At 62.2% G+C, this 25,535-nt stretch carries 20 protein-coding genes and 1 pseudogene; 4 read left to right on the forward strand and 17 right to left on the reverse strand.

Annotated features, from left to right (window positions below; genetic code table 11):
• The first annotated feature begins 71 nt into the window (after window positions 1–71).
• Together V6657_RS25755 and V6657_RS25760 are read left to right on the forward strand one after the other, a co-directional pair.
• Window positions 72–1,514: an MFS transporter gene (locus V6657_RS25755; protein WP_137884573.1), complete on the forward strand. Its 1,443-nt coding sequence runs from the start codon at window positions 72–74 to the stop codon at window positions 1,512–1,514.
• A 161-nt stretch (window positions 1,515–1,675) separates the two neighbouring features.
• The gene (locus V6657_RS25760; protein WP_137884574.1) at window positions 1,676–2,779 is read left to right on the forward strand and encodes a porin; all 1,104 of its coding nucleotides are present in this window, start codon (window positions 1,676–1,678) and stop codon (window positions 2,777–2,779) included.
• Between the two features lie 397 nt (window positions 2,780–3,176).
• Here V6657_RS25760 and istB read toward each other — a convergent pair whose 3' ends face one another.
• A complete protein-coding gene (gene istB, locus V6657_RS25765) occupies window positions 3,177–3,962 on the reverse strand; it encodes an IS21-like element helper ATPase IstB (protein ID WP_004630242.1) in 786 nt (261 codons plus the stop codon).
• Entirely contained in the window at window positions 3,952–5,478 is a 1,527-nt protein-coding gene (istA, locus tag V6657_RS25770; protein WP_012760797.1) for an IS21 family transposase, read from the reverse strand. Before istA ends, istB begins: the two co-directional genes overlap by 11 nt.
• A gap of 436 nt (window positions 5,479–5,914) precedes the next feature.
• Here istA and V6657_RS25775 point away from each other — a divergent pair, with 436 nt between their 5' ends.
• The gene (locus V6657_RS25775) at window positions 5,915–7,474 is read left to right on the forward strand and encodes a methyl-accepting chemotaxis protein (RefSeq protein ID WP_082170066.1); all 1,560 of its coding nucleotides are present in this window, start codon (window positions 5,915–5,917) and stop codon (window positions 7,472–7,474) included.
• A gap of 204 nt (window positions 7,475–7,678) precedes the next feature.
• On the opposite strand, the pseudogene V6657_RS25780 reads toward V6657_RS25775, so the two are convergent.
• The 11 genes and pseudogenes from V6657_RS25780 to V6657_RS25830 all read right to left on the reverse strand — a co-directional run.
• A pseudogene (locus V6657_RS25780) lies at window positions 7,679–7,912 on the reverse strand (PAS domain-containing protein); the annotation flags it as partial.
• Window positions 7,913–8,032: 120 nt separating this feature from the next.
• On the reverse strand, window positions 8,033–9,454 hold the full coding sequence (locus V6657_RS25785; RefSeq protein ID WP_248694756.1) for a PHB depolymerase family esterase: 1,422 nt from the start codon (window positions 9,452–9,454) through the stop codon (window positions 8,033–8,035).
• A gap of 322 nt (window positions 9,455–9,776) precedes the next feature.
• Window positions 9,777–11,939, reverse strand: coding sequence for a 3-hydroxybutyrate oligomer hydrolase family protein (locus tag V6657_RS25790; RefSeq protein WP_048931410.1), 2,163 nt, complete (start codon window positions 11,937–11,939; stop codon window positions 9,777–9,779).
• Window positions 11,940–12,004: 65 nt separating this feature from the next.
• The gene (locus V6657_RS25795) at window positions 12,005–12,913 is read right to left on the reverse strand and encodes a MaoC/PaaZ C-terminal domain-containing protein (protein ID WP_048931411.1); all 909 of its coding nucleotides are present in this window, start codon (window positions 12,911–12,913) and stop codon (window positions 12,005–12,007) included.
• Window positions 12,914–12,949: 36 nt separating this feature from the next.
• A complete protein-coding gene (locus V6657_RS25800; RefSeq protein ID WP_048931412.1) occupies window positions 12,950–14,494 on the reverse strand; it encodes a long-chain fatty acid--CoA ligase in 1,545 nt (514 codons plus the stop codon).
• 13 nt (window positions 14,495–14,507) lie between these two features.
• The gene (locus tag V6657_RS25805) at window positions 14,508–15,593 is read right to left on the reverse strand and encodes a branched-chain amino acid ABC transporter permease (RefSeq protein WP_048931413.1); all 1,086 of its coding nucleotides are present in this window, start codon (window positions 15,591–15,593) and stop codon (window positions 14,508–14,510) included.
• A gap of 13 nt (window positions 15,594–15,606) precedes the next feature.
• Entirely contained in the window at window positions 15,607–16,638 is a 1,032-nt protein-coding gene (locus V6657_RS25810) for a branched-chain amino acid ABC transporter permease (RefSeq protein ID WP_048931616.1), read from the reverse strand.
• Between the two features lie 44 nt (window positions 16,639–16,682).
• Window positions 16,683–17,420, reverse strand: a complete 738-nt coding sequence (locus tag V6657_RS25815; protein ID WP_048931414.1) for an ABC transporter ATP-binding protein — start codon at window positions 17,418–17,420, stop codon at window positions 16,683–16,685.
• A complete protein-coding gene (locus V6657_RS25820) occupies window positions 17,413–18,219 on the reverse strand; it encodes an ABC transporter ATP-binding protein (RefSeq protein WP_048931415.1) in 807 nt (268 codons plus the stop codon). The genes V6657_RS25815 and V6657_RS25820 overlap by 8 nt, the downstream gene beginning before the upstream one ends.
• Window positions 18,219–19,406 carry a substrate-binding domain-containing protein gene (locus V6657_RS25825; RefSeq protein ID WP_048931416.1) on the reverse strand — a complete coding sequence of 396 codons (1,188 nt, stop codon included), beginning with the start codon at window positions 19,404–19,406 and terminating at the stop codon, window positions 18,219–18,221. Before V6657_RS25825 ends, V6657_RS25820 begins: the two co-directional genes overlap by 1 nt.
• A gap of 72 nt (window positions 19,407–19,478) precedes the next feature.
• Window positions 19,479–20,084 carry a TetR/AcrR family transcriptional regulator gene (locus V6657_RS25830; RefSeq protein ID WP_048931417.1) on the reverse strand — a complete coding sequence of 202 codons (606 nt, stop codon included), beginning with the start codon at window positions 20,082–20,084 and terminating at the stop codon, window positions 19,479–19,481.
• Window positions 20,085–20,237: 153 nt separating this feature from the next.
• Between V6657_RS25830 and V6657_RS25835 the strand changes: the two genes are divergently transcribed.
• Window positions 20,238–21,128, forward strand: coding sequence for an alpha/beta hydrolase (locus V6657_RS25835; protein WP_248694742.1), 891 nt, complete (start codon window positions 20,238–20,240; stop codon window positions 21,126–21,128).
• Window positions 21,129–21,514: 386 nt separating this feature from the next.
• Here the strand turns inward: V6657_RS25835 and V6657_RS25840 are convergent, their stop codons facing one another.
• The 4 genes from V6657_RS25840 to V6657_RS25855 form a co-directional block, all read right to left on the reverse strand.
• Entirely contained in the window at window positions 21,515–22,048 is a 534-nt protein-coding gene (locus V6657_RS25840) for a helix-turn-helix domain-containing protein (protein WP_031329014.1), read from the reverse strand.
• Window positions 22,049–22,108: 60 nt separating this feature from the next.
• Window positions 22,109–23,293: a thiolase family protein gene (locus tag V6657_RS25845; RefSeq protein ID WP_048931418.1), complete on the reverse strand. Its 1,185-nt coding sequence runs from the start codon at window positions 23,291–23,293 to the stop codon at window positions 22,109–22,111.
• Window positions 23,294–23,374: 81 nt separating this feature from the next.
• On the reverse strand, window positions 23,375–23,887 hold the full coding sequence (locus V6657_RS25850; protein WP_137884614.1) for a MarR family transcriptional regulator: 513 nt from the start codon (window positions 23,885–23,887) through the stop codon (window positions 23,375–23,377).
• Window positions 23,888–23,948: 61 nt separating this feature from the next.
• On the reverse strand, window positions 23,949–25,286 hold the full coding sequence (locus V6657_RS25855) for an efflux transporter outer membrane subunit (RefSeq protein ID WP_248694757.1): 1,338 nt from the start codon (window positions 25,284–25,286) through the stop codon (window positions 23,949–23,951).
• Window positions 25,287–25,535 lie beyond the last annotated feature (249 nt).

Raw genomic sequence — 25,535 nt, forward strand, 5'->3', positions numbered from 1 at the left:
AGAACAACAAGATCATCGATGCAGGACGCAACCCGTGGCCACGCATCAGAACAATGACATCTGGAGACAACATGACCATTACCTCGTCCGCCTTGGCACCCCACGGCGTGCAGGAGACCGCGCGCACCGCGTCAGCCGATTCCGGCTCGCGCGCCGCACATCTCCTCTTCCGCATCGAGAACGTCCCCTTCAGTCGCTGGCACACGAAGGCCCGCATCATCATGGGCAGCGCTACGCTGTTCGACGCCTTTGACGCGCTCTCGCTGGCCTTCGTCATGCCGGTGCTTGTGGGACTGTGGCATCTCTCGCCGGGCGAGATCGGCGTGTTGATCGCCGCCGGTTATCTTGGCCAGGTGATCGGCGCGCTGCTGTTTGGCTGGCTGGCCGAGCGCCTGGGCCGTGTGCGGAGTGCCACCATCACAGTCGGCCTGATGTCAGTCATGAGTGTGGTGTGCGCATTTGCCGGCAACTTTCAGATGTTGTTCCTGTGCCGGTTCCTGCAGGGTATCGGCGTCGGTGGTGAAGTGCCGGTGGCGGCGACCTACATCAACGAGCTGTCGCAAGCGCACGGGCGCGGACGGTTCTTCATCCTGTACGAACTGATCTTTCCGCTGGGGCTGCTGGCGGCTGCCCAGGTCGGCGCGTTCCTCGTGCCGCGCTTTGGCTGGGAATACATGTTCCTGGTCGGGGGCATCCCGGGCATCCTCGTAGCGCTGTTGATCATGCGCTTGCCCGAGTCGCCGCGCTGGCTCATCTCCAAGGGCCGATTTGACGAAGCCGAACACGTGATCCGGGACATTGAAGCCAGCACGCCCCGACGCAATCTCGACCCGCAACGCGACAGCACTGAAATCGACACGCGAGTCGCCACGCTGCTCGATGGCATCCGCACACGTCGCAAGGGCTCGTGGAAGGAACTGTTCTCGCCGCTGTACCGGGGGCGGACCCTCGTCGTGTGGCTGCTGTGGGCCAGTTCCTACTTTGTCGCCAACGGCATCAATAATTGGCTTCCGAGCCTGTACAAGACTGTGTATCACTTACCGCTGCAGGAATCTCTGCATATGGCGTCGGTGTCGAACGTCCTCAGCACCTGTGCCGTGCTGGTGTGCGCCCTCCTTGTAGATCGCGTCGGACGTCGGCGTTGGGCCATGGCGTGCTTCCTGATCAGTGGGGCCTTGCTAGCGGCATTGGCGGCGATCGGTGCCGGCAGTGCGCTGTCTGTGATGATTCTGGCGTCTACTGCCTACGCTGTGATGGGCACGACCACCGTGCTGCTATATCTGTACACGCCTGAAATCTATCCAACCCGCATGCGTGCCATCGGCACCGGGCTGGCGACGTCATGGTTGCGTGCCGCATCGGCTGCTGCGCCGGCCATCGTCGGTGTGGTTCTCGCTGGCTACGGCATCGCCTCGGTGTTTGTCATGTTTGCGCTGGTGAACGTTATCGGCCTGCTGGCGGCCATGCGCATGATCGAGACCACCAACCGGGCGCTCGAAGACATCTCGCCCTAGGCATCGAGGCGCCGCCGCGCGCCATCCCTCTACCTTCCATCCTGCATTGCCCCAAGAGGGGTCGCCACGTGCGACCGCCTCTCGGCGGAGTACATCCCAAGAAAAACAGACAAAACCCGTCGAAGTGTCAGGCACGGGGACTACACAGAGGAGACCTCACCATGAAAACCACGTCCTGGCTGATCGGCATGAGTATCGGGGCAGCCACCCCGATGATGGCCGTTGCACAGTCCATCACGCTCTACGGCCTTGTGGATACCGGCGTTGAATACGTCAATAACGTTGGGGCTACGAAAAGCGGGCTGGTGCGCATGCCGAACCTCACAGGCACCGTGCCGTCGCGGTGGGGCATGCGCGGCAAGGAAGACCTGGGCGGTGGTCTGCAGGCGGTCTTCACGCTTGAATCTGGCTTCGCGCCGGACTCCGGCGTCTCGAACCAGGGCGGACGACTGTTCGGCAGACAAGCAAACGTAGGGCTCAGCGGGCCGTGGGGCGAGCTGACGTTTGGCCGGCAGAACACCATGCTGTTCTGGGCAATTCTCGACTCGGACATCCTTGGACCCAACGTCTATGGCGGTAACGCGTTGGACAGCTATCGCCCGAATGCGCGTGCCGACAATGCCATCGCTTACAAGGGCAAGTTCGGTGAACTTACGGTCGGCGCGACGTATAGCTTTGGACGCGACACAGTCAACGCAGGCACGAATCCGGCCGGCACGAACTGCGCTGGCGAACTGGCATCGGACAGTCGCGCGTGCCGCGAGTGGTCTGCCCTACTAATGTACGAAACCGGCAGTTGGGGTATATCAACCGCGTACGACTCGCTGCGAGGCGGCCCCGGCGCAGCGGCCGGCCTCAGCAGTAGCAAGCTCAAGGACGATCGCCTGCTCCTCGGGGCTTACGCGCTATTCGACAAAACAAAGGTGGGTGTTGGCGCTTCGATCCGCAACAACGAAGGTGGCACGCCATCACACAGCCAGTTGTACTACGCAGGTGCCTCCTACGACATCACCCCCGCATTCAACGTTGCGGGGCAAGTCTACTACCTGCATTTCAACAACAGTGCCAACAAAGCGTGGCTGGGTGCCGTCCGGGGTACCTACGCATTCTCAAAGCGGACGTCGGTGTATCTCACCGGCGGGTACATCGATAACGGTGGGCAGTCGAACCTCTCAGTAAGCGCCGGCGGCAGTGTAGGAACGAGCAACCCCACTCCTGGCGGCAATCAACTCGGGGTGATGGCCGGCGTGAAGCATTCGTTTTAACAGCCGCTGTTTAGTCGTCATCACGCTCTCCAAGATCCGCCCCACATTGAAGTGTGGGGCCCGGTCTAACCGTTGGAAAAGAGCATTCATACTCTCGCCTCAACGCACGATAGCTTTACTGCAATTACAGTCGGCGTTGTTCTGTGCGGTGTCAGCCAGCCTCGTGCCAGCATGCTATAGCCTGTCTTGCCCCAATGAAGAGAAACGGACCGGGTCCCGGATGCCGAGTCGATTCGCCACGATCCACCCTATCGCCGCCGATACGGGCACAAGACAAAGCAGCGCTGCCGAGATGCCTTTGCTGGCACCGGTAAGGACATGAAAGTTGGCTACTTGTTGATTTGCACCGAATCCTGACCCAGGATTTGCATCGAAAACTGACCCACCCCAAAGGCTGTTAGGTGTCGCTTTGTGCGGGTTGTTTGGCGGTGCGTTTCTCCTTCTTGGGCTGGGTGGTGCTGTGCTTGAAACGATAGCTATCGTTGCCGGTTTCAACAATGTGGCAGTGGTGCGTGAGGCGATCCAATAGCGCGGTGGTCATCTTGGCGTCCCCGAAGACGCTGGACCATTCGCCGAAGCTCAGGTTGGTGGTGATGACGAGGCTGGTGCGCTCGTAGAGCTTGCTGATCAGGTGGAACAGCAATGCGCCGCCGGTCTGGCTGAACGGCAGATAGCCCAGCTCATCGAGGATCACCAGGTCGGCATACATGAGTCGCGTGGCCAGGTGTCCCGGCTTGCCTGAGACCTTCTCCAGTTCCAACGCGTTGACGAGCTCCACGGTCGAGAAGAAGCGCACTCGACGGTGATGGTGCTCCACGGCCTGCACGCCGATGGCGGTGCCGAGATGGGTCTTGCCCGTACCTGGGCCGCCGACCAGCACGATGTTGTGCGCCGACTCGAGGAACTCGCAGCGGTGAAGCTGCCGCACCAGTGCTTCGTTGGCCTCGCTGCAACTGAAGTCGAAGCCGGTCAGGTCTCGGTAGGCTGGGAAGCGCGCCACCTTCATCTGATAGGCCAGCGAGCGCACCTCGCGCTCGGTGAGCTCGGCCTTGAGCAGACGCGACAGGATGGCCACGGCCGACTGGTAGGCCGGCGAGTCCTGCGCCGCCAGGTCGCCCAGCGCTTGTGCCATGCCGTGCAGCTTCAACGACTTGAGCATCTCCAACATGACTTCATGCTGCATGATGCACCTCCCGATCTCGCAAGCTGTCGTAGCGGCCGACGTTGGCCTGCGGTTCGACGTGCAGCGCCAGTGCCTGTGGTGAGGTGATCGGTGCCACGGGCTCGCCTTCCAGGAGGCGGCTGAGGATGTTCAGGATGGTTTGCTTGGACGGGGCACCCGCCTCCAGTGCGAGCTCCACCGCAGTGAGCACGGCCTGTTCGTCGTGCAACAGCACCAGCGCCAGGATCTCGACCATCTCGCGATCGCCACCAGGGCGTTTGAGCAGTGTGGATTGCAGGCGTCGGAAGCCCTCTGGCAGTTCGGCGAACGGTGCGCCGTTACGCAGCGCACCGGGCTTACGCTGCAGCACCGCGAGGTAGTGGTGCCAGTCATAGATTGTGCGCCCCGGAAGATGGCTACGGTCGATGTGCCGCACGTGCTCGGCAATCACCTGGCCTTCGGCCACGAACACGAGCCGATTGGCATAGACGCGCAGACTGATGGGCCGGTTGGCAAACGACGCCGGTACGCTGTAGCGGTTGCGCTCGAAGGTCACCAGGCAGGTTGGTGAGACGCGCTTGGTGTGCTCCACAAAGCCATCGAACGGCTGCCCCACGGGCATCAGGTGTGGCCGCTCCAGCGACCAGGCCTCCCAGAGGGTCATGTCCAGCTCAGGATGGCGGGTCTGCTGCCACAGCCGTACGCACTGGTCGGCCAGCCAGTCATTAAGTGCCGCCAGAGAGCCGAATGCAGGGATGCGTTGCCAGATGCGGTGACGGCTGTCCTGCACGTTCTTCTCTATCTGCCCCTTCTCCCAGCCCGAGGCCGGGTTACAGAACTCGGCGTCGAACAGGTAGTGGCTGACCATGGTGCTGAAGCGCAAGTTGACGTCACGCAACTTGCCCAGGCGCACGCGATCCACGGCGGTCTTCATGTTGTCGTAGATGCCGCGACGCGGGATACCGCCCCAGGCCACAAAGGCGTGGTGATGGGCATCGAACAGCATCTCGTGGGTCTGCAGCAGATACGCGCGCAGGAAGAATGCGCGGCTGTGGCTGAGCTTGAACTGAGCCACTTGCAGCTTGGTGCGCTCGCCGGCGATGACCGCCCAGTCCTCGCTCCAGTCGAACTGGAAGGCCTCACCCTCTGCGAAGCGCAGTGGGATAAAGGTGCCTCGCCCCGACGTGCGGGCTTGCTCCTGTTGCTCCTGGCGCCAGCGGCGAGCGAATGCGGCAACGCGATCGTAGGAGCCGGTGAAGCCCAAGGCACACAGATCAGTGTGGATCTGCTTGAGTGTGCGCCGTTGCTTGCGTGGCTTGTTGGCCTCGGTCTTGAGCCAAGCGGAGAGCTTGGCGGCATGGCCGTCGAGCTTGCTCGGACTCTGCCGTGCAGGATAGGCCGGTGCCGTGGTGTCAGCGCGCAGATAGCGCCTGACCGTGTTCCTGGAGATGCCCAGGCGTCTGGCGATCTCGCGCAGCGGGATCTGGTCGCGAAGATGCCAGCGTCGAATGATGCTCAGTATGGCCACGTCGATCACTCCGATCTCCCGCTCGTTGCCGAGCGGGACAGTGTTCTATACGTGGGTCAACATTCGATGCAAAAACCTACCTCGGGTGGGTCAGGATTCCGTGCAAATCAACAACGGCTGATCATGACCGAGACCGGATAAAGCCTCCTGCGCGTCCAGCCACTTAGAGCATCGGCACTCCTCAATGGCTGACACGATACGGCCGCCCATGTGGACCAATCGGATAGCCAACATCCGCACACTCCATCACTAGTCGCTTACTGCCACTTCTCCAAGTGGCTGCGAGAAACGAAACTTTCCACAGTATTTGGATAGCCTAAGCCGATCCCGGATCGTCGCTGCTCACCACGGTACCTAGAATGGGCCCACGCCCCTCCAAGCGAAGGCGCGGCCCGGCTTCCTTCATAGCAAGCTTCATCGGCTAACTCTGGTTGAACGCATCTAAATGACGACCGTGAAGACACGACTCAGCTTGGCATTTGCCTCGCTCACAATCCTGCTGCTCGTGCTAACCGGCATTGCAGTGAACTCGATGAACGAGGCAAGCAATCAGGCATCAAGATACGCTGCCGGTATTGGCGCGCGTATGGCAATGGCTGAGGCGTACCGGGCTGCTTTTTATCGGCACACCATAGCGCTTCAGAACGTGGTGCTCTCCCAGAACGCCGCTGGCGCCGAGGCGGCGCGCGCGAGTGAAGCGAAAGCACAGGCCGACACTGCGAGTGTTCTACGACAGCTCAACGAATTGCTCGTCAGATCAAGTGAGGTTGGGACCGAGGAAAAAGACCTCGCGTCCGACATCAACCGATTGAATGCCGACAACAATAATGTAGCCAAGCAGGTTGTCGATCGCGCGATGTCCGATAGGCCAGGCTCTATAGAGGCGCTCAACAACCTAGGGCATCCCCTTGCGGCGCAACTGGAGAGGCATATTGAGCGCTATCTCGAGCACACACAGAAGCTTGCCGGCGAGACTGTTCAGAATGCAGCCGCGTATGCCGCGAGCCGCTGCAAGTTGATGATCGCGATTGGTTTGTCCTCGATCGTGCTTGCGCTTTTCCTTACCGTCAGTATCGTTCGTTGGCTGATGCGTACACTGGGCGCAGAGCCCAGTACTCTCAAGGGTATCGCTCAACGAATTTCCGATGGCAACCTGGATCTGGTTTCCGAGATAGCAGACGCAAGAGCGGGAAGCGTTCTCGGGGCCATGGCGCAGATGCGCGACGCGCTTGCCGAACTGATCAGACATATACGAGCAACAGCAGACAGCGTCGCAACCAGCGCCAGCCAAATTTCTTCTGGCAATCAGGATTTGTCGTCTCGCACTGAGCAACAAGCTGCGGCCCTACAAGAAACAGCAGCGAACATGGCGGAAGTCACCGCCACTGTGAAACAGAACGCCGATCACTCACAACAGGCCAACCAGTTGGCTGTGGCGGCCAGCGATATTGCGGCCCGCGGTGGGTCCGTCGTGGACCAAGTGATCGTGACGATGCAGGACATTGAAGCAAGCTCGAACAAGGTGGTCGACATCATCGGCACGATCGAAGGTATCGCGTTCCAAACCAACATCTTGGCACTCAATGCCGCGGTAGAAGCTGCGCGTGCCGGAGAGCAGGGCCGAGGCTTTGCTGTCGTTGCGGGAGAGGTTCGCTCACTCGCTCAACGCAGTGCTACCGCGGCGAAGGAAATCAAATTGTTGATCAGCGATGCTGCAAACAAGGTGCAAACCGGCTCCGCGCTCGTTGAGAGTGCAGGCTCGGCGATGCGAGACATCGTGCATGCGGTGCAGCGCGTGGGCGGCATCATGGCTGAGATTGACGCGGCCTCAGGAGAGCAGAGCCGAGGCATCGAGCAAGTTAGTCAGGCCGTGGGCCAGATGGACGAGGTGACTCAACGAAATGCGGCGCTCGTAGAAGAGGCCGCTGCTGCCGCGCAATCGCTTGAAGAGCAAGCCGTCAATCTCAAGGGCGTTGTGTCACTCTTCAAGATTACCGATCTCTAGTTTGGTCCTGTGGCCGCAGACTTCAGTGCCGCCGATCGCCCCATGGTCGAGAGCTCAGCGTCATTCGAGTATTAAGGGCGTGAGCGTCGGCGCAGCACCCACACGTAGGTCAACAAAAAGTGCGCCTACTTACCTCGAATCAATCGATCAGGAATCGATCACGATTCTTACCAATCCATACCGGCGCGCGACCACGTCCGCGGTGATGCGCTCGTCCGAATAGCTGCCCCGTACGTTCGGTGCGATGCGCGCTCCCATGCGTTCAAAGTCGCCCTGGCTTGGATAGAGCATCTCGAACGATTGCCCGATGATGGCGCCGCATGGATGGCCGAAGATGCGCGCAGCCTCCTCGTTGACGTCGAGCACCACGCGCTCCCGGGACATCACCATGCCCACCGGGGCACGCCGGAAGCGGGTCTGATAGTCGAAGGCTGGCATCGGCGTCTGTGCGGTCCAACTCAAGCGTGGAATGGCGCCGGCCCCAATTCCATTCAGCCATGGCAGAACACACTTGGGACCGGTCTGCTTAGTGGCCGCTGCGGCCACGTCGGCGCTGGCTTACGGGCAGTTGCCGATGACGTAGTAGCCGGCTGCAGTCTGCGCAAGCGTGTTCGTATAGAACACGTTGTCCAGACCCATGCTTTGGTTGGAGCCGTTGGCGTAGGCGATGCCGCCGCTGTCGTGCGCTCGACCAGCCTGCACGTGGGCGTAGTTGCTGGCCGTGGTGGCCGTACAGGCAAAGCTCGATTGCGTCTTGGCTGACACCGCGGACGACTGTGCGCTTTCACCCGCCGTCGGGTCGATCTCGGTTACGGTGTAGCTGTAGGTGGTGCCGGCAATCAGGCCGGTGTCGGTATAGGTCGTGGATGTGGATGACCCAACCTTGCTGCCGTTGCGGTAGACGTTGTAGCTGGTCGCGTTGGTTACCGCATTCCACGACAGCGAAACGCTTGTGGTGGTTGTGCCCGTCACCGTCAGGCCGGTGGGCGCGCTGCCCGACTGCACCGGCCCGCTGCCCGCGCGCAGGTTGTTCTTCACCCAGTAGTCCATGACGAAGGCCGGGTAGTTGACATGCGTGGCATCAACGTAGTTGGTGTTGTCGCCACCGGTACCCGCCGGCCAAGCGTGCGCCATACCCGAGACCGAAATCTCATGCGTGCGAAGCTTGCCGTTGCTATCGGTGTAGGGCGTGTTGGTGCCACCAGCCGAGATCGACACCTGTGCGCCCTGCGTGAAGTTGCCGCCGTAGATCTGGCGGAAGGCTGCGGTGTCCATCGGGCCATACGCCTGCGCCACGGTGTAGTCCGACGTCCCCCACACGGCGCCGGCGATCTGCGTATTGAAGCTGCTCGCGTTCGAGCCTGCCCATGCCTTGCAGTTGTTCGCCGCCGTCGTGGCGGTATAGCCGGCAGGCACATAGCCGATCTGCGAGGTGGTGGTTCCGGGCGGCGGGCCAGCGTTGATGCCGATGCCCGCAAAAATATCCGGCGCGATACAGCCCAGCACCATCGTCATGCCGCCGCCGGAGGACAGGCCGGCCACGTACACCTGGTTCGGGTCGATCGCGTATTGCGCGTTGGTGACGAAGCGGTTGACCAGATCCAGCAGTACGCCCACATGCCCGCTCGTGCGGCTGGGCGACGTGTTGGCGTAGTCCCAGCAGTGGTTGCTGTAGACGTTGCCGGTCGCATTGGGCGCCAGGACGACTGCGCCATATTGCTCGGCAATGATCTTCCAGTTGAAGCCGGCACCGTTGGCGTTGTCGATCACGTCACCGGACGCCGTTTGCAGGCAACCATGCAGCACCAGCACCAAGGCGCGTTTGCCGTTGGGTGTGGTCGGCTGGCTGGCGGGCCAATAGAAATAGCCGGTCAGGTTGCCGCCGTTGACCGTGTCTGCAGCCCAGGTTTGCTGGCTGCTCCACGCGCCGGGCCCGGCGGTGACCGCCGCGTGGGCCGATAACGTTGCCAGCGCGGTCATCAATGTGACGACCAGCGCGTAAAGCCAATGCCATCGATATCCGTATGGGTGTTTCATGGTGTCTCTCTCCTATTGAGGTGGGATTGCTTTGCTGCCTTCACTGCAACGACAACCGACGTGCGGCGGGGTACCACTCAACCGCGTCGCGGTAGCACGCTTTTGATATGACACATGATTCATGTTTCAGCATATGAGCGTGCGGGATACCGCATGGATCAGAGTTGAAAAATCGGTGGGGAAGTGCCCTAAGCGCAGGTGTATCCAGCGCTCAGGGCAGCATCAGGGCGGCCTCCGCAATGGAGCGCCCTGCGTCGGATCGGGATCAGTTGGGCACAGACACAGTTGCTACCCCACCCGAGACACTGACTGAGATACGGTCGGCTGCTGCGGGCGTATTCGTGAAGTTCGGCACATTGGTGGCCGCAATGGCCGGTGCCGAGCCCGCCGTACCTCCACGCGGCGTCGTACGCACCACCTGGGAGGGCGGCAGCGGTGCACCGTTCTTCAGGTTGGCGTACACCGCATCCAGCGCGCGTTGTTCATACAGCACCAGCGGCACGAACAGGGTGTCGTAGCCAGGCACGAGGTCGATAAAGCCATCGAAGTGCTGCGCGTTAGTCACCTCGATATACGACAGCTTGCTGCTCGTATCAACCTGCGCATTGAGGCCGAGGTAAGGCCGCGCGCCGTGATTGACCGGTAGCAGCGCGTCGTTGCGGCCCTGCACGATCAGGGTTGGCCTGCCGCCCAGGTTGCCGGTGCGCAATGTCTGCGAAATGCCAAGCTGCAGCGCCTGCGAAGCAGCATCTGCACCGGTCAGCAGCTTGCGCAAGCACAGCGCGCCGTCCAGGTTGGCCGCCTGCGTACCTGAGGAATCGACTGATTGTTTGCTCTGCGTGGCACCGCCCTGTGCAAGGTTGTTGATCAACTGGACACCGGTGGTGGGCGGAATGCCGTTGCCGGTGGCAGCAAGTTGCGCAAGAGCCGTGGCGTTGACCGTAGTCGGGTGAAACGAGGTATCCACCGCGGCAAAACTGAAGTTGCACAGGTTATCGAGCACGCTGGCGCGCGCCAACGCGTTGCCGAAGGTGGTCGCGACCGACGGATCAATCTCGAAATACGCCATCGAAGCGTGCACGAGATCCGATTCGGGTTCCCAACCGTAGGTGCGCATCTTCTGCAACGCTTCGTCTGCTTGCGCAGCCGTGGTGGTGGACGTCAGCAGGCCATTGGCGTGCAGCGCTGCACAGCGGTTGGCTTGCACGCTGGCCGGCCAGCCAATATTGCCCGCAAAGAACAACTGCGTGGGTGCGCCCGACACGCTGGACGACAACGCGGCGCACAGACGGAACGCGTTAGCGTAGCTCACGTAGTCGAACAGCGGCTTGCCAGTGACGGGCAGCGTCACACCGCCGCGTTGCACCTGTACGTTGGCCGATGCCGGCAGGTTCAGCCCGGGCTCGCCCACGGCCACGCCGTCGATCAGGTGCGTGGTGTCCTGCTCAGTTGCCGCAATGGCCGCGCCGCCGCCATTGGACACACTTGAGGCAATGACGATGGTGTTGTCGGGGCGCACCGCCAGCGCACTGCCATTGGGCGCGCTGCCGCCGCCGAGCTTGTCATTGATCGCCCAGAACGCAAACTGCACGGCTTGCAGCGTGAAGCGGCCCCAATCCTTCTCAGGGTTGCGCTGTGAATGTGCGTGCTTGAATGCCAGCCGGTTTGGCGTCGCAAGGTTGAATGCGGCAAGCTGGGTGTCGGTCAGCGGCGCGGCAAATTGCGCCTTGCTGCCAGCAGCCGCGCGCGTGGTGCGCGTGCCGTCCTGCAGCGGCACGGTATCGGTCGCCAGGTCGTGCGGGCCGGCACCGGTGCCCTTGTCGGTATAGGCGACGGCGCATTTGTGCTTGAGGCCCCATTCGCCAGTGGAGATCGCGCCGTAAGTGCCCCGCGAGCCCGATGACGTGGCGGTGATGATGCACGGGTTGGCTGCGTCGAAAGCGTCTGGAATCTGCACCAGCAACACCACGTTCTGCTGGCCGGAGCCGTCGTCGGAATAGGCGACGTATTCCACGCCCGGCACCATGCCGCTGCCCGAGGTGACGTTGCCGCTGGCATCCACGTTCGGGCCGTAGAGCGTGCCGTAACCGCCCTTGGCGTTAGTATCGACCAGCGCTCGGTAGTTGTTGTAGATGGCCAGGCGGCGCAGCTCGGTTGCTGTCGGCGCGGTGGCGTTGGCCACAGTGGGTGCCGTGGCCGACGCCAACCCGGACGCACCCAGCCCGGCCGTCAGCAGATCGTCGCTCACACCGTCGAAATGCGTGACCGTTACGGTGCCGACAAACGACGGTTTGACGTTACTCGGCGTCGGGTTGTTGTCATTGCTACCGCCGCAACTTGCCAAGCCGATCGCGCCGGACGCGGCCATCGTCACCAGCAGTGCGCCGCGCAATCGGCGGCCACTGTCCTTCCCTTGCATCGCTTTCATCGTGCCTCCCTGTTGTTGATGTTTCGCTTGAAGCATCCTTCTGCAACGAGACTGCTCACGTCGAGCTATGCGGCGATTTCGGTACGCTTGTCTTCGAGGTTGCGCACCAGCACCAGCGACTCGCCTTGCACCACGATCCGGCCGTCGGCGCCATGCACGTCGGCAGCAAGATTGACCAGTTCCTTGTCGGCACGCAGCCGCACGATGCGCACCGACGCGGTGAGCGGCTCGCCAACATGCGCGGCAGAACACAGGCGCAGCGCCTGCTTCATCCAGCCGGTCCCGCGCCCGGGCAAGCGCGTGCCGAGCAAGTCGGAAAACATGCCGCCCAGCAGTGGCAGCGGCACGAGCGCGCCGTCGAAGCCGCGCGAGCGTGCAAATGCGGTGTCGGTAAAGAACGGATTGCCGTCACCCGACAGCGCGGCGTACTCGTCAATGTCTGCCGTCGTAAAAGCGCGGGTTGTCCGCGCGGACTGACCCACGCGTAAGCGGTACAGCGCAGCATCGCCCGGAGGCTGCACGGCATCTGCGGCAAACATCGAAGCGCTCGCATCCGCCAACCCAGCGGCGGTTGCGTCGAGCAGCACGTGTGCCTGGCCGTGCGCCGTGACCTGCGCAGCGGGGTCGCTCAGCGCATCACCGGTGCGCGGCAGGCAGCGGACTTCGGTGTCGAGCGCGACGGCTCCCGGGCCCGGCGAGGGCTGCAGCGCCAGTGCTGCCACCACGCTGTCGGCGACAAACGTGGGGCGCGGAAACATCAACGTCTGCGTGATTGGCAACACGGGCTGCGCAAAGCTGCGCGTGATCTGTGCACCCAACAGCGAGAACAGGAACATGCCGTGCGCAACGGTCGCACCAAAGTGGGTGGTCTTGGCGAACGCGGGATCGCAATGGATCGGATTGTCGTCGTGCGAGAGCGCGGCAAAGCGGTTGAAGTCCAACTGCGTGAGCACGCGCACACTGGAGGGTGGCATGGATGACATTCCCGGATACGTTGAAGGCTCGCCGCCTCAATGCGCCGCGAACTGCGCACGCAGCTTGTGCTTTTCCACCTTGCCGGACGGCGTGCGTGGCAGCGCGTCGATAAAGCGCACGTGGTGCGGGACCTTGTAGCCTGCCAGCTGCGTCTTGCAGTGGGTGATGACGCTGTCTGCATCGAGCGAGGCGCCGGCGCGCACCACCACCATCGCTACCCCAACCTCGCCCCAACGCGTGTCCGGCGCGCCAATGACTGCGGCCTCGGCAATCGCAGGAAGCTGGAACAGCACGTTCTCCACTTCGGCGGGGTACACGTTCTCGCCGCCAGAGATGAACATGTCCTTCGCGCGATCGACGATGTAGTAATCGCCATCGCTGTCGGTGTAGGCGATGTCGCCGGAGTGCAGCCAGCCATCCCGGATGGCTGCGGCGGTGGCTTCGGGCATGTTCCAGTAGCCGGGGGTGATGCCTGGGCCCTTGATCAGCAACTCGCCTCGCTCACCGGGGGCAACGTCATGGCCCAATGGGTCGACCACACGCGTAAGCATCGAGCCGACCGGCTTGCCGATGGTGCCGATCTTGCGGCGCGCCGTGGCTTCATCGCAAACGAACACGGTGGGGCCGGTTTCTGTCATGCCAAAGCCGAAGCAGATGGTCACGCCCTTATCCAGGTACGCCTGCAGCAGCGGTTGCGGCACCGGCGAGCCACCGGCAGCCATACTGCGGACGGTTGAAAAATCCGCCCCCGCAAAACCGGGATGCTGGCTCAGGAACAAGTACACCGATGGCACGGCGAAGAACATCGTGATGCCCTCGCCCGATCGGCGGTCGAGCTTGTCGAGCGATACCTGCGCATCGAATTGCCGAAGGATGTGCACCGTGCCGCCCGCGTGCAGCACGGGATTGGCGTACAGGTTCAGCCCGCCCGTATGAAAAAACGGCAGCACGTTGAGGAACACGTCATCGCGCGTGATCTTGTTGGCGAGCATGGCATTGACGGCGTTGAAGAACACCATGCCATAGGTCTGGATCACGCCCTTGGGGCGGCCGGTCGTGCCGGAGGTGTAGAGCAGGTGCCAGACGTCGTGCTCGTCGCGGCATGGCATGTCGATGACGTTGCCGGATGCGCCGGCCAGCGCAGTCTCGAATTCGATCCAACCCCTCGGGACGTCGATGGGCTGCCCATCTGTGAGATACAGCACACGCACGGGCAGCGCGCGCTGCAAGTCTGCGGCCACGTCGACGAAACCGTCGCCTGCTACAAGCACGTCCGGCGTGCAGTCCTGCAGGATCGGCAGCAGCTCCGGCACCGGCAGGCGCCAGTTCAGGCACACCATCACCATGCCGGCTTTCGCGCAGCCGTACAGCATCTCGAAATACGCGGCGCTGTTGTGTGCCAGCACAGCCACCCGCGCACCGGGCGCCAGCTTCAGCTGCTGTATCAGTACCTCGGCAAACCGGCTCGCCCGTTCGTCGAACTGTCGATAGGTCACGCAGCGGCCAGCGTCGACGTCCACCAACGCCACCTTGTCGGGCGTGTGCTGGGCGTTCTTGTGCAGCCAATCGACGACGACCATATCGGGGGCTCCGTTATGACGCGATCTCGAGTGTGTCGTGGCGGCTCGAGTGACCACGCAGCCGCCCCACCACGCCCTGCGGAAAGTAGTACACGCTCAGGATGAACAGCAGGCCGAGCCACAGCAGCCAGCGATCCGGATGCAGCAGGTTCGATAGCAGCGGCACGGCTGCGGTCGCATCGCTGGCCAGCTTCATCACGTCCTGCAGATAGGTCTGCGCGAGCAGAAACAGCGTCGTGCCGATGACCGCGCCGTACAGCGTGCCCATGCCGCCAATCACCACGATCAGCAGGATGTCGACCATGATCTCGAACGACAGCGAGGTATCGGGCCCGTTGTAGCGCAGCCAGAGCGCCATCAGCACACCAGCCAGCGTCGCAAATACGGCGGACAGTACGGTCGACACAGTGCGGTAGACCACGGTGCGATAGCCGATGGCCTCGGCGCGGAAGTCGTTCTCGCGAATGGCCTGCAGCACACGCCCGAACGGCGAATTCACCAGTCGCAGCAGCATCAGGAACAGCACCACCGCGCACACCAGCACGAAGTAGTACGACAGCAACTTGCCGTTGAGCGGCACGCCAAACCATTCGGCGTCGCCCAATGAGAAGCCCGGCGTGAACACTTCGGGCACCTTGAAGGTCAGACCGTCCTCACCCCCCGTCCAGTCGGAGAGTTGCGAGACCAGCGTGGCAAACGCCGTGGCCACCGCCAGCGTAATCATGGCAAAGAAGATTGCCCGCACACGCAGCGAGAACAGCCCGATCACAAAAGCCAGCACCGCCGACACCACCACCGCGCCCAGCGTGCCCACTGCCAGCGCGCTCCACCCCGGCGCCATGTTGGACATGGCAATCGCCACACCATACCCGCCGATGCCGAAGAACATCGTGTGTGCGAACGAGACCACCCCGGTATAGCCGAGCAGCAAGTCGTAGCTGGCAACCAGCACGACGAAGATGCAGATCTTGGCTGCCATGTTGAGCGCCCTCGCGCCCGGAAACACAAACGGCGCGCACAGCAGCGCCAGCAGGATGACAGCCAGCAACGCGGTCAGCACGCGGCTGCGGGGCAAATCACCAGAAAGTATTCGGATCATGGTGCCACCCTCCTCAACGCTTGGCCACCGGATACAGCCCCTGCGGCCGCCACAGCAGGATCAGCATCATCAGCAGGATGTTCGAGAACAGCGCCACCTTCGGGAACAGGAACCCCGTGTAGTTGGCCATCAGCCCCACCAGCACCGCGCCGATGAAACAACCGGTGGTCGACCCCAGCCCGCCGATGATGATGACGATGAAGATCAACACATTGACCTGCGCGCCAATCGCCGCCGTGATGTTCTGCTGATACAGCCCCCACAGCACACCGCCCAGGCCCGCCAGCGCCGCCCCCACCACAAACACGCCAATGAACAGCCGGCGGATACGGTAGCCGAGCGACTCCACCATCTCGCGGTTTTCCACCCCGGCGCGGATCAGCAAGCCGACACGCGTGCGGTTGAGCACCAGCAACATCGCCACGAAGATCACCAGCCCCAGCACCACTGCGATGAGACGGAACTTCTCAATGGCCGCATCGCCCAGCAGCACGGCACCACGGAAGGTTGCGGGCACCTGCAGGGCGATCGTCTCGGGGCCCCAGATGGCCTTGATGAGCTGCTCGGCGACGATCATGCCGCCCATGGTGATGAGGATCTGCTTGAGGTGCTGGCCATAGACTGGGCGCACCACTACGCGTTCGAAGAACAGGCCGACCGCGCCAGCAGCCACCACGGCCGCCGCAATGGCCAATGCAAACACACCCAGGTTGAGCAGGAGGCTGTCGGCCTCCACCCACGCCTGCATCGGCAACAGCACCGAGGCGGCCACATACGCGCCCAGCGCAATGAACGCGCCGTGCCCGAAATTGAGTACATCCATCAGGCCAAACACGAGCGTCAGGCCCGACGACACCACGAAGACGATCATGCCCATCGCCAGCCCGGCCACCGTGAGCGTGAGCCATGTCGACGTACTGCCCACCATCGGTAGCGCCGCTAACATCAGCAGTGGCACCAGTACCAGTGGCATCCAGTCGAGCCGGACCTTGGGCAGGTTGGCCGGCGCGGCGGCAGTGCTCGGCAAGGCAGTGGAAGTCGTCATCGGTGTCGGCTCCGCAGAGCGCTGTGGTTCCATGGCAAGGCCGCTCATTGATGCGCCGCCAGTGACAGGCCGAGCAGCCGCTGCTGCAGCGCCTCGTCTTCAGCCAGTGCGGCCATGCGGCCGGCGTGCACGATCTTGCCGTTGTCCATCACGGCCACCGTGTCACCCACTGACTTCGCCATGTGAAAGTTCTGTTCCACCAGCAGGATGGAAACATCGGTCTGCTTCAGCTCTCTGAACACGGCGATCATGTTCTGGATGATGGCCGGCGCCAGCCCCTTGGTGGGCTCGTCAACGATCAGCAGCTTGCGCGGCTCGATGATGGCGCGCGCCACCGACAGCATCTGCTTCTGCCCGCCGGACAGCACGCCCGCGCGCTGGTGCCAGAAAATCTTGAGCGCCGGAAACATGCGAAAAACCCACTCGAGCCGTTGTGCGTCGACAGGGCCGCCGCGCGCGGCCAGGCGCATGTTTTCAGCGACGGTCAGATCGGCAAACACGCCCATGTTCTCCGGCACATACGCAATGCCAAGCTGGGCAATGGCAGGCGTGTGCCGCTTCGTGATGTCCACCCCATCGAATTCAAGCTTGCCCGCGCTGGCCTGCCACAAACCCATGATGGTGCGCAGCGTGGTGGTCTTGCCCGCGCCGTTACGGCCGAGCAGCATCGTCACGCCGCCGCGCGGCACCTCAAGATTCACGCCGTGCAAGATGTGATACGGCCCGATATGGGTCTGCACGTCAGCCAGGTGCAAGACCGGTTGGCGCTGGGTATCAGCCATGGGCCACCTCCGTCATGGCTTCCGTTATCACTTCGGCCGTACCCAGATACGCCTGCTGCACGATGGGCGATGCAATCACCTCGGCCGGGTCGCCATCGGCCATCAGCGTACCGTTGTGCAGCACGATGATGCGGTCGGCCAATGAGCGCACCACATCCATCTTGTGTTCCACCAGCAGCACGGTCTTGCTCTTGTCCTGCTTGATCTCGTGGATCAGATCGAGAATCACCGGCACTTCGTCCACGCTCATCCCTGCAGTCGGCTCGTCGAACATGAAGATGCGCGGCTTGAGCGCGAGCAGGATGGCCACCTCCAGTTTGCGCTGGTCCCCATGCGACAGCGAGGCCACCGGCTGATTGCGCTTGTCGGTCAAGGCCACGCGCTCCAGGCAGGCCAGCGCTTCTTCGCGAATGGCGCGGTGGCTGCTCCACACCGAGAACAGATCCAGCCCGCGATGCTGATGCGCCTGGACGGCCAGCCGCACGTTCTCCAGCACCGGCAGGTTCGGGAACAGGCTCGTGAGCTGGAATGCGCGGCCGATACCGCGACACGTCTTGGCCGATACGGGCATGCGCGTCACGTCCTCACCATTGAGCAGGATCTGCCCTGCCGTGGGCGGCAACTGTCCGGAGATCAGGTTGAAGTACGTGGTCTTGCCCGCGCCGTTGGGGCCGACGATGCACGTCAGCTCGCCCGGCTGGAACGCGCACGACACCGCGCTGACGGCCACATGACCGCCAAAGCGGATCGTCAGCCCACGCGTCTCCAGCGCGGGCGTGGGGTTGGCATGTTCGCGCATCAGCGGCGATTGCGGATCGGCACGTTCATCTCTTCGGGCTTGATCTCCCGCACCAGCTCGGGCACGCCCCACGCAAATGCCGGGTCCACCTTGATCTTGAAGTGGTACATCGACTGCATGGCCTGATGGTCTTCCTTGCGGAAGGTCATCTTGCCCTTGGGCGTGTCGAACGACATGCCCTCCATGGTGGAGATCAGCTTTTCGGTATTGGTGTCACCGCCCGTCTTCTTGAGCGCCTCTACCAATGCAATGCCGGCTGCCATGCCACCCGCCGTAAAGAAGTCGGGCGGAGTCTTGAACTTGGCGTAGTGCGTCGACACCAGCCACTCGTTGACCTTGTTCTTGGGAATGCCGAAGTAGTAGTACGTCGCGCCTTCCATGCCCGGCAGGTTCTTGTAGGCCGTCATGGCGGGCAGGATATTGCCGCCGCTGGCGATCTCGATGCCGTAGCGCTTCGGGTCCAGGTCGGCAATCTTGAACGGGTTGCCCGCACCAGCCCAGATGATGAAGATGATCTTGCGGCCCGGCTTGTCCTTGAGCGAATCGAACAAGCGCTGTGCGCCGGCGGTGAAGTCGGTGGTGTTGGTCGGCAGGTATTCCTCATGTACGACCTTGGCGTTCTTGAGGGCGCCCTTGAACGCCTTCACGCCATCGCGGCCGAAGGCGTAATCCTGTGCCAGCGTGGCGATCTGCACGCCCGGCTTGTCCAGCGCCACCGCGTTGGCAATCGCGTCCTGCGACGAGTTGCGGCCCGTGCGGAAGATGTAGCGGTTCCACTTGTCGCCGGTAATCGAATCGGCCACGGCCGGCTCCACCAGCAAGACCTTCTTGTACTCCTCTGCGACCGGCAGCATGGCCAGCGCCGTACCGGAAGAGGTGGGGCCGACGGCAATGTCGGCGCGATCGTCACTGTACGCAGCCGCCAACTGGGCCTTGGCCACGTCGGGCTTGCCCTGGGTGTCCTTCTCTACCACGACCAGCTTGTTACCGTTCACGGTCATCGTGCCGCCGGTGGCGTACTCCAACCCCATCATCAGGCCGGTCTGCGTCTGCTTGGCGTAGGCCTCCAGCGCGCCGGTCTTGTCATAGACGTGGGCAATCTTGATGTCTTTAGCCAATGCGCCGGCAGCTGCCAGCAGGCCGACTGCGAGTGCCAGTACACGGATGGCCGTGCGATTGCGTTGCATCGTTGTCTCCTTCCTTGAGTGGTTCGGCCCCGCTGCATTCTGGGTGGCGGTGGCCGTCTTTCGTTTACGTCGTCATCGCGCCGCGAGCCCGTGCGTGATCAAGTCGTGCGCGGCTGCAACCACCTTGTCCATTGATGCAGGCTTTTCCCACAACGCGTATTGCATGCCGAGAAAATTGCTGATGCCGATCAGGCACCAGGCACGGACCTCGGAGTCACCCGGCGCAAGCTCGCCCTGCGCCACCGCGTCGTCAAGGCGATGCTTGTACAGATCAGCAAACACCTGGAAGTAGCCGCGATAAATGCTCTCATCCACCGAATACGAATCCAGCACGATGCGGTACAGATTCTTATGGCGAGAGACGAATGACAGAAACGCCTTCAGGCCCAGTTGTTCCGCTTCCATCTGTGACGTGGCCGCAGCAACATGCTTGCGCAGGTGCGTGCGCACCAGTTGCAGCATGTGCGCCACCAGCGCACGAAACACGTCTTCCTTGTCCTTGAAGTACAGGTAGAACGTGCCCATGGCGACATCGGCCTCCTGCGTGATCTCGGAGATCGATGCGGTGTAGTAGCCCTTCTCGCCAAACACCTTTTCGGACGCGCGCAGCAATGCCTCGCGCGTCTTTTGGCCGCGTGCGGTCTTGGGTTGCGTTACGTCGGCTTCTACTTGGGACATCCCTACCTCGCTGCACGGGCATCACCACGAAACTGCGCCCGCAAAACATGATGACTGATTCATGTTTCATGATATAAACGCCAGAATCCGGATGTCAATAGATGACTTTCCCGCACGGCAACGCCGAACCCTGTCCTTTTCGAGGAACTGCCGGTGAATGTTCTGCCCTCGGTGCTCGCTTGCGGCACTCCGCCTGCCTTCGTAGAACACGCCGCTTGCGCGGGACTCCCTGGCTGGCGTGAGGCTGGCAGCGGACGACCAGTGCTGTTGCTGCATGGCTGGTCCGTATCAGGCGAGACGTTTGACGGGCAGCGCGCGCTGACAACGCAGGGCTACCGCCTCATCGCGCCAGACCATGCGGGCCACGGCTTGTCTGCAGCACTACGGCCTTCTGGCGCAACCATCGCCGGGCTTGCGATGGATGTGGCGGCGTTGATACGCCATCTCTCACTCGACGACGTGATTGTGATCGGCTGGTCGATGGGAGCCATGGTTGCGTGGGAGTTGATGCGCAGCCAACCCGATTTGCCCATCACCATGATCGGCAGCATCGACATGACGCCAAAGCTCGTCACCAGCCCGGATTGGCCACATGGACTGCACGGCCGCTATGACATGCTGCAAGCCAAGCAGATGACCGACCGGATTCAGCAACGTTGGGAAGGTTTGCACGCGCCTGTGGCCGCGGGCCTATGGGCGAAGGGAGCGCAACCAACGCTAGAGCAGTCATGCAACGTGATACGCATGATGCGCCAGTGCGCGCCGCACACCCTCGCTGCACTCTGGGAAGATATGGCCAAACAGGACTTCCGCGTGGTGTTGCAAGAGGCACGCTGGCCCCTGTTTCACGTGTACGGCCAGCACAGCCGCCTCTATACATCGTCCGTATCACGCGCCACGCAGGCACTGCATCCCGCAGCGCGGTTGGCGACGATTTCCGGTGCTGGACACGCGCCCCATCTGGAACATCCGGATCGCACCAACGCAGCGCTGCTGCAAATGCTACTCGCCGTGGATCACAGGAACGGCTCGACAGTGATGTAGACAGAATGCGGCCATGCCTGAAAGAGGCCAGCACCCGCACACCCGCAGTGATACCAAAGGCTCAGCGCGCCAAGGCTTGTGACACCCAGCCTCAACAGACCATTGCTAGATTTTGCACGGTCCATGGAGCTAAATTGAGGGGGCCCGACGGACATGTTGCCCTTTTTATTGGCACCGCGACCCTTTATCAATCAAAGGGTTATAAGCCTCCTTTTCAACGGACTTCTTTTTTCCGGATCACTGCGCGCACAGAACGCTCAATGCCGCTCAGCAACGGAACGCCAGCGGCGCGGTATCGCCCCGGTCAATCTCGCGCATGAAGAGCAATCGTCACCCGCGTGGGAGCAGGTACTGGGTCTGGACAGCGGCAGGGCGTTGACACCACGTCAACGCTTGGCCCTCGCCTGCACCTTGTGGCCGCTCTCCGCCGTCATGTACTCGGCAGCATCCGCCAGACGGCGGCGCATGCCTTCGGGCGCAGCGGGGCCTGAGGCAATGACAAAGCGCTCGAAGTCCAGCGGCTTGCCACTTTTGGCGTCAACAAGCAGAGGCTCCGCGCGCTTTCGTGTTTCTCTGTCCACAAGCTGGGCACTGATACCTTCGGGCGCAAAATGCTTATTCCCCCACGCCAGCAAGGACAGCAGAACAGGCTGGAAATCGTGGCCGCATTCGGTCAATACGTATTCGAAACGCGGCGGTTTCTCCGAATACTGGCGACGCTCCAGCAGCCCCTCTTCGACCAGCCCATTGAGGCGACGTGTCAGCATGTTCGGTGCGATATCCAGATTCTTCTGGAACGTATCGAAGCGCGTCGCCCCATAAAACGCTTCGCGCAGGATCAGAATGCTCCACCACTCGCCTACCCGCTCCAGGCTGCGTGCGATCGGGCATGGCATGTCGCGGAAGGTCTTTCTCTGCATGGCGTACTCTCTGGGTAGGTAACTATCGTTATGCTAGCCGAATAGAGACAACTCAAGTCATCAAAGGGTTTCAATCGCCAGCGCGATGCCTTGCCCACCGCCAATGCAGAGGGTCACGATGCCGCGTTGAATCCCGTCTGCGCGCATCGAATACAGAAGCCGCGTTGTCAAAACGGCTCCGGTCGCGCCGATGGGGTGACCATGTGCGATGGCTCCGCCGTCCACATTGATGATGTCCTGCGGCAACCCGAGTTCGGCAGCCACCGCCAGCGGAACGGCCGCGAACGCCTCATTGATTTCGATGCGCTCGACGTCACCCAGCGTCCACTGCGCACGCTGCAATGCCTGGCGTACCGCGGGCACGGGCCCCAGGCCAAACAGGCCCGGCTCGACGGCGCCCACACCATAAGCCGTCAGCCGCGCCATCGGTACCAAGCCATGGCGCTCGGCAAATGCACGTTCTGCCACCAGCACGGCTGCCGCACCACTGTTGATGCCCGGCGCATTGCCAGCGGTGATGGTGCCGTCCTTGCGAAATGCCGGCTTCAAGCGAGCGAGCCCTTCAAGCGTGGTGTCGGGCCGATTCGCCTCATCGATCTTGAATGCAGCCGAACCATTCTTCACCTTCACCGGCACCTCAACGATCTGCTCTACAAACCGCCCTTGTTGCTGCGCGCGGGCAAAGCGGCTTTGCGATCGTTCTGCCCAACGATCCTGCTCTTCTCGGCTCAGCTTGTAGCGGGTGACCAGGTCTTCCGTATGCCAACCGGAATGCTCTGCGGAGAATGCATCCAGCAAGCCGTCCAGCAGCACGCTGTCGTGGAGTGCGGCGTCCCCCATCCGATTGCCCCAACGACCGGATGGCAACAGGTAGGGCGCACGGTCCATGTTCTCCATGCCCCCGGCGATGGCCGCATCAAGGTAGCCGAGCCTGATTTCATCAGCGGCTGTCGCGATGGCCTGAGCACCGGATCCGCACACCCGATTGACGGTCATGGCGGGTACCGATACCGGCAAGCCCGCTCCGATGGCGGCCTGGCGCGCCGGATTCATCTTGTTGCCGGCTTGGATGACGTTACCGAATACGACACTGCCGATCAGGCCGGCATCAACACCTGAACGCCGCAACGATTCAGCGATCACCACAGCGCCCAGGTCTACCGCCGCCGTGCCTTTCAGTGCGCCATTGAATGCGCCGATGGCCGTACGGACCGGATGGCACAACACAACTTCTCTCGTGTTCATGATTTCTGTCCTCCTAGCTGAAGCCGTAAGAATTGCGTTTGGATGAACCCAGGTTCGCCCCACCGTCGATACATGAACGGGTCATGGTGAAAGCACCTCGGATTTCGATGGAATGGCGTCGACTTCCAGCAAGGCAATCGCCCGCTCCATCAAGCCTCCGAGGACCATCATTCGTCGGCGCCCCAAAGCCGTGGTCAGCACCGGCGGCAGGCCAGCCGTTCTGGATTCGATCGTTTGGTAAAGCGCGAAGCCCGCATCGCTGAGTTGCAGCAGCGCGTTGCGTCGGTCTTGAGAAGCCCTGTCGGTCATGACCAGCTTTCGAAGCCTGAGTTGGTGGATGACACGCGACAGCGAACCCGCGTCATAACCGAGCAACCGCGAGAAATGCGTCAGCGTCCCACCCTCGTTCTGCGCCAGTCCCGACAGAACCAGCCATTGCGGCACGCTCAGGCTTTCTCTTTCCAGTTCAAGCTCCTGCGTGCGCCACAAGGCTTTCTTCAAGCGATTCGTCAAGAGCAATATCTCGCGGTCTGCATGCGACGGTGTCGTCTGCACCGACGGATTGCGCCATGTCGTCGATTCGATCGTCATCATGATCTCCAGTGCGCTTGCAGCGCCTTGCCGGCACGGTCATCGCAACCGGCGGCCTGCTGGATCAAGACCATCCGCCACCAAGTGAACGGAAGGCGGCCACCGCGGCGCGGGCATTGTCGGTACGCACACGTGCTTGCTGATCGCGAGCAGCCAGTAACTGGCGATCCTGTTCCAGCACTTCATATAGGCTGACCGCCCCGCCCTTGTATGCCTCTTCAGAGGCGTTGCGAGCGCGTGCATGTGCGTCGATCTCGGTAGCGAGCTCGCGGCTTTGTACATCCAGCTGGGCGAGTGAGATCAACGCGTCTTCGACATCCTGGGTAGCGCGCAGCATGGACTTGCGATAGTCGGCCAAAGCTTCTGCGTAGGCTCCCTTGGCGTGCGCCACTTCGGCATCCACGCGCCCGAAGTCAAATAGCCTCCAACGCAAACCAGCCAAGCCTGTCGGCTGGAAGGCCTGTGCGGTGAACAGCTTGCCGGCGGACAAACTTTCGAAGCCGAGCAACGCGGAGAGCGACCACTTCGGGTAGTACTCAGCGGTCGCGACGCCGATTCTGGCGTTAGACGCGGCGAGCTTGCGCTCCGCGGCAATCACGTCTGGGCGACGCTGCAGCAGATTGGCTGGCCCCTGCGCCAAAGCAATCTGCGGGACAACGATGGAATTGGCGGGTTGATCAAGCTCGGCAGCGTACGTCCCCGGCTGGGCCCCCATCAGTACGTCGAGCCGGTTGAGCTGGGTTTCCAATTCGATCTGGAGCGGCGGGATGGTTACGCGCGTCTGGGCCAGTTGGGCCTCCGCCTCCGCTCGTTCACGTTCCGCGCCAATGCCATCTGCAAGGCGCAGACGGACCAATTCAAGAAGTTGCCGGCTGGTGGTTTCCTGCTGGCGTGCAATCGCGATCCTGTCCTGAGCGCCACGCACACGGAAATAGGCATCCGCAGCCTCGGCGGCAACCAGGATCCGCACGCCAACGTGGCCGGCTTCCGCCGCCTCCAGTTCCGCATCGGCAGCTTCTGCACCGCGCCTCAGTCCGCCGGCAATGTCGATCTCCCAACTTGCACTGCCCCCTACCGAATACGACGTCTTATCTCGGTCGTATCCCGGCAGCGCGCTTGCAAGACGGCCCAGCGCGCTTTGCGTGGACTGGCGCTGCTTGCTTACGTTGGCACCCACGCTGCCTTCGGGCAGCAACTGTGCCCCCGCGTGCGCTGCGGCGGCGCGTGCCTGGTCGACCCGTGCAATCGAGGCGGCGAGGTCGAGGTTCTGATCCAGAGCACGCTGGATGATCCTCGTGAGCGCCGGATCCTTGAAGCCATCCCACCACGTATCGAGCGAAATCGGTTGCCGCGAAGCGTTCAACGTTTCCAGCGCCGCGGCATGTGGATAAGCAACCGGCATCGCACTCTCCGGCTTGCGGTAATCCGGCCCCGCCGCGCAGGCGGCAAGACCGCTCGCAATGAACACCAGCGCCGCGAAAGAAACGGCACGCCGAGCGATAACGCGCGTGCCCCAGGTTGGAAACGATTCCTGATCCATGACGAGTCCTTTCGATGAAAGTGGCATCGCGCTTATTTACTTGCATGATGATAGTTACTACTCTAGACTAACTTTCATCGTGATAGCAACTTGTTTTTGGCTGGGACCGCC

Origin of the sequence: Ralstonia sp. RRA (assembly GCF_037023145.1) — a bacterium.
GTDB lineage: Bacteria > Pseudomonadota > Gammaproteobacteria > Burkholderiales > Burkholderiaceae > Ralstonia.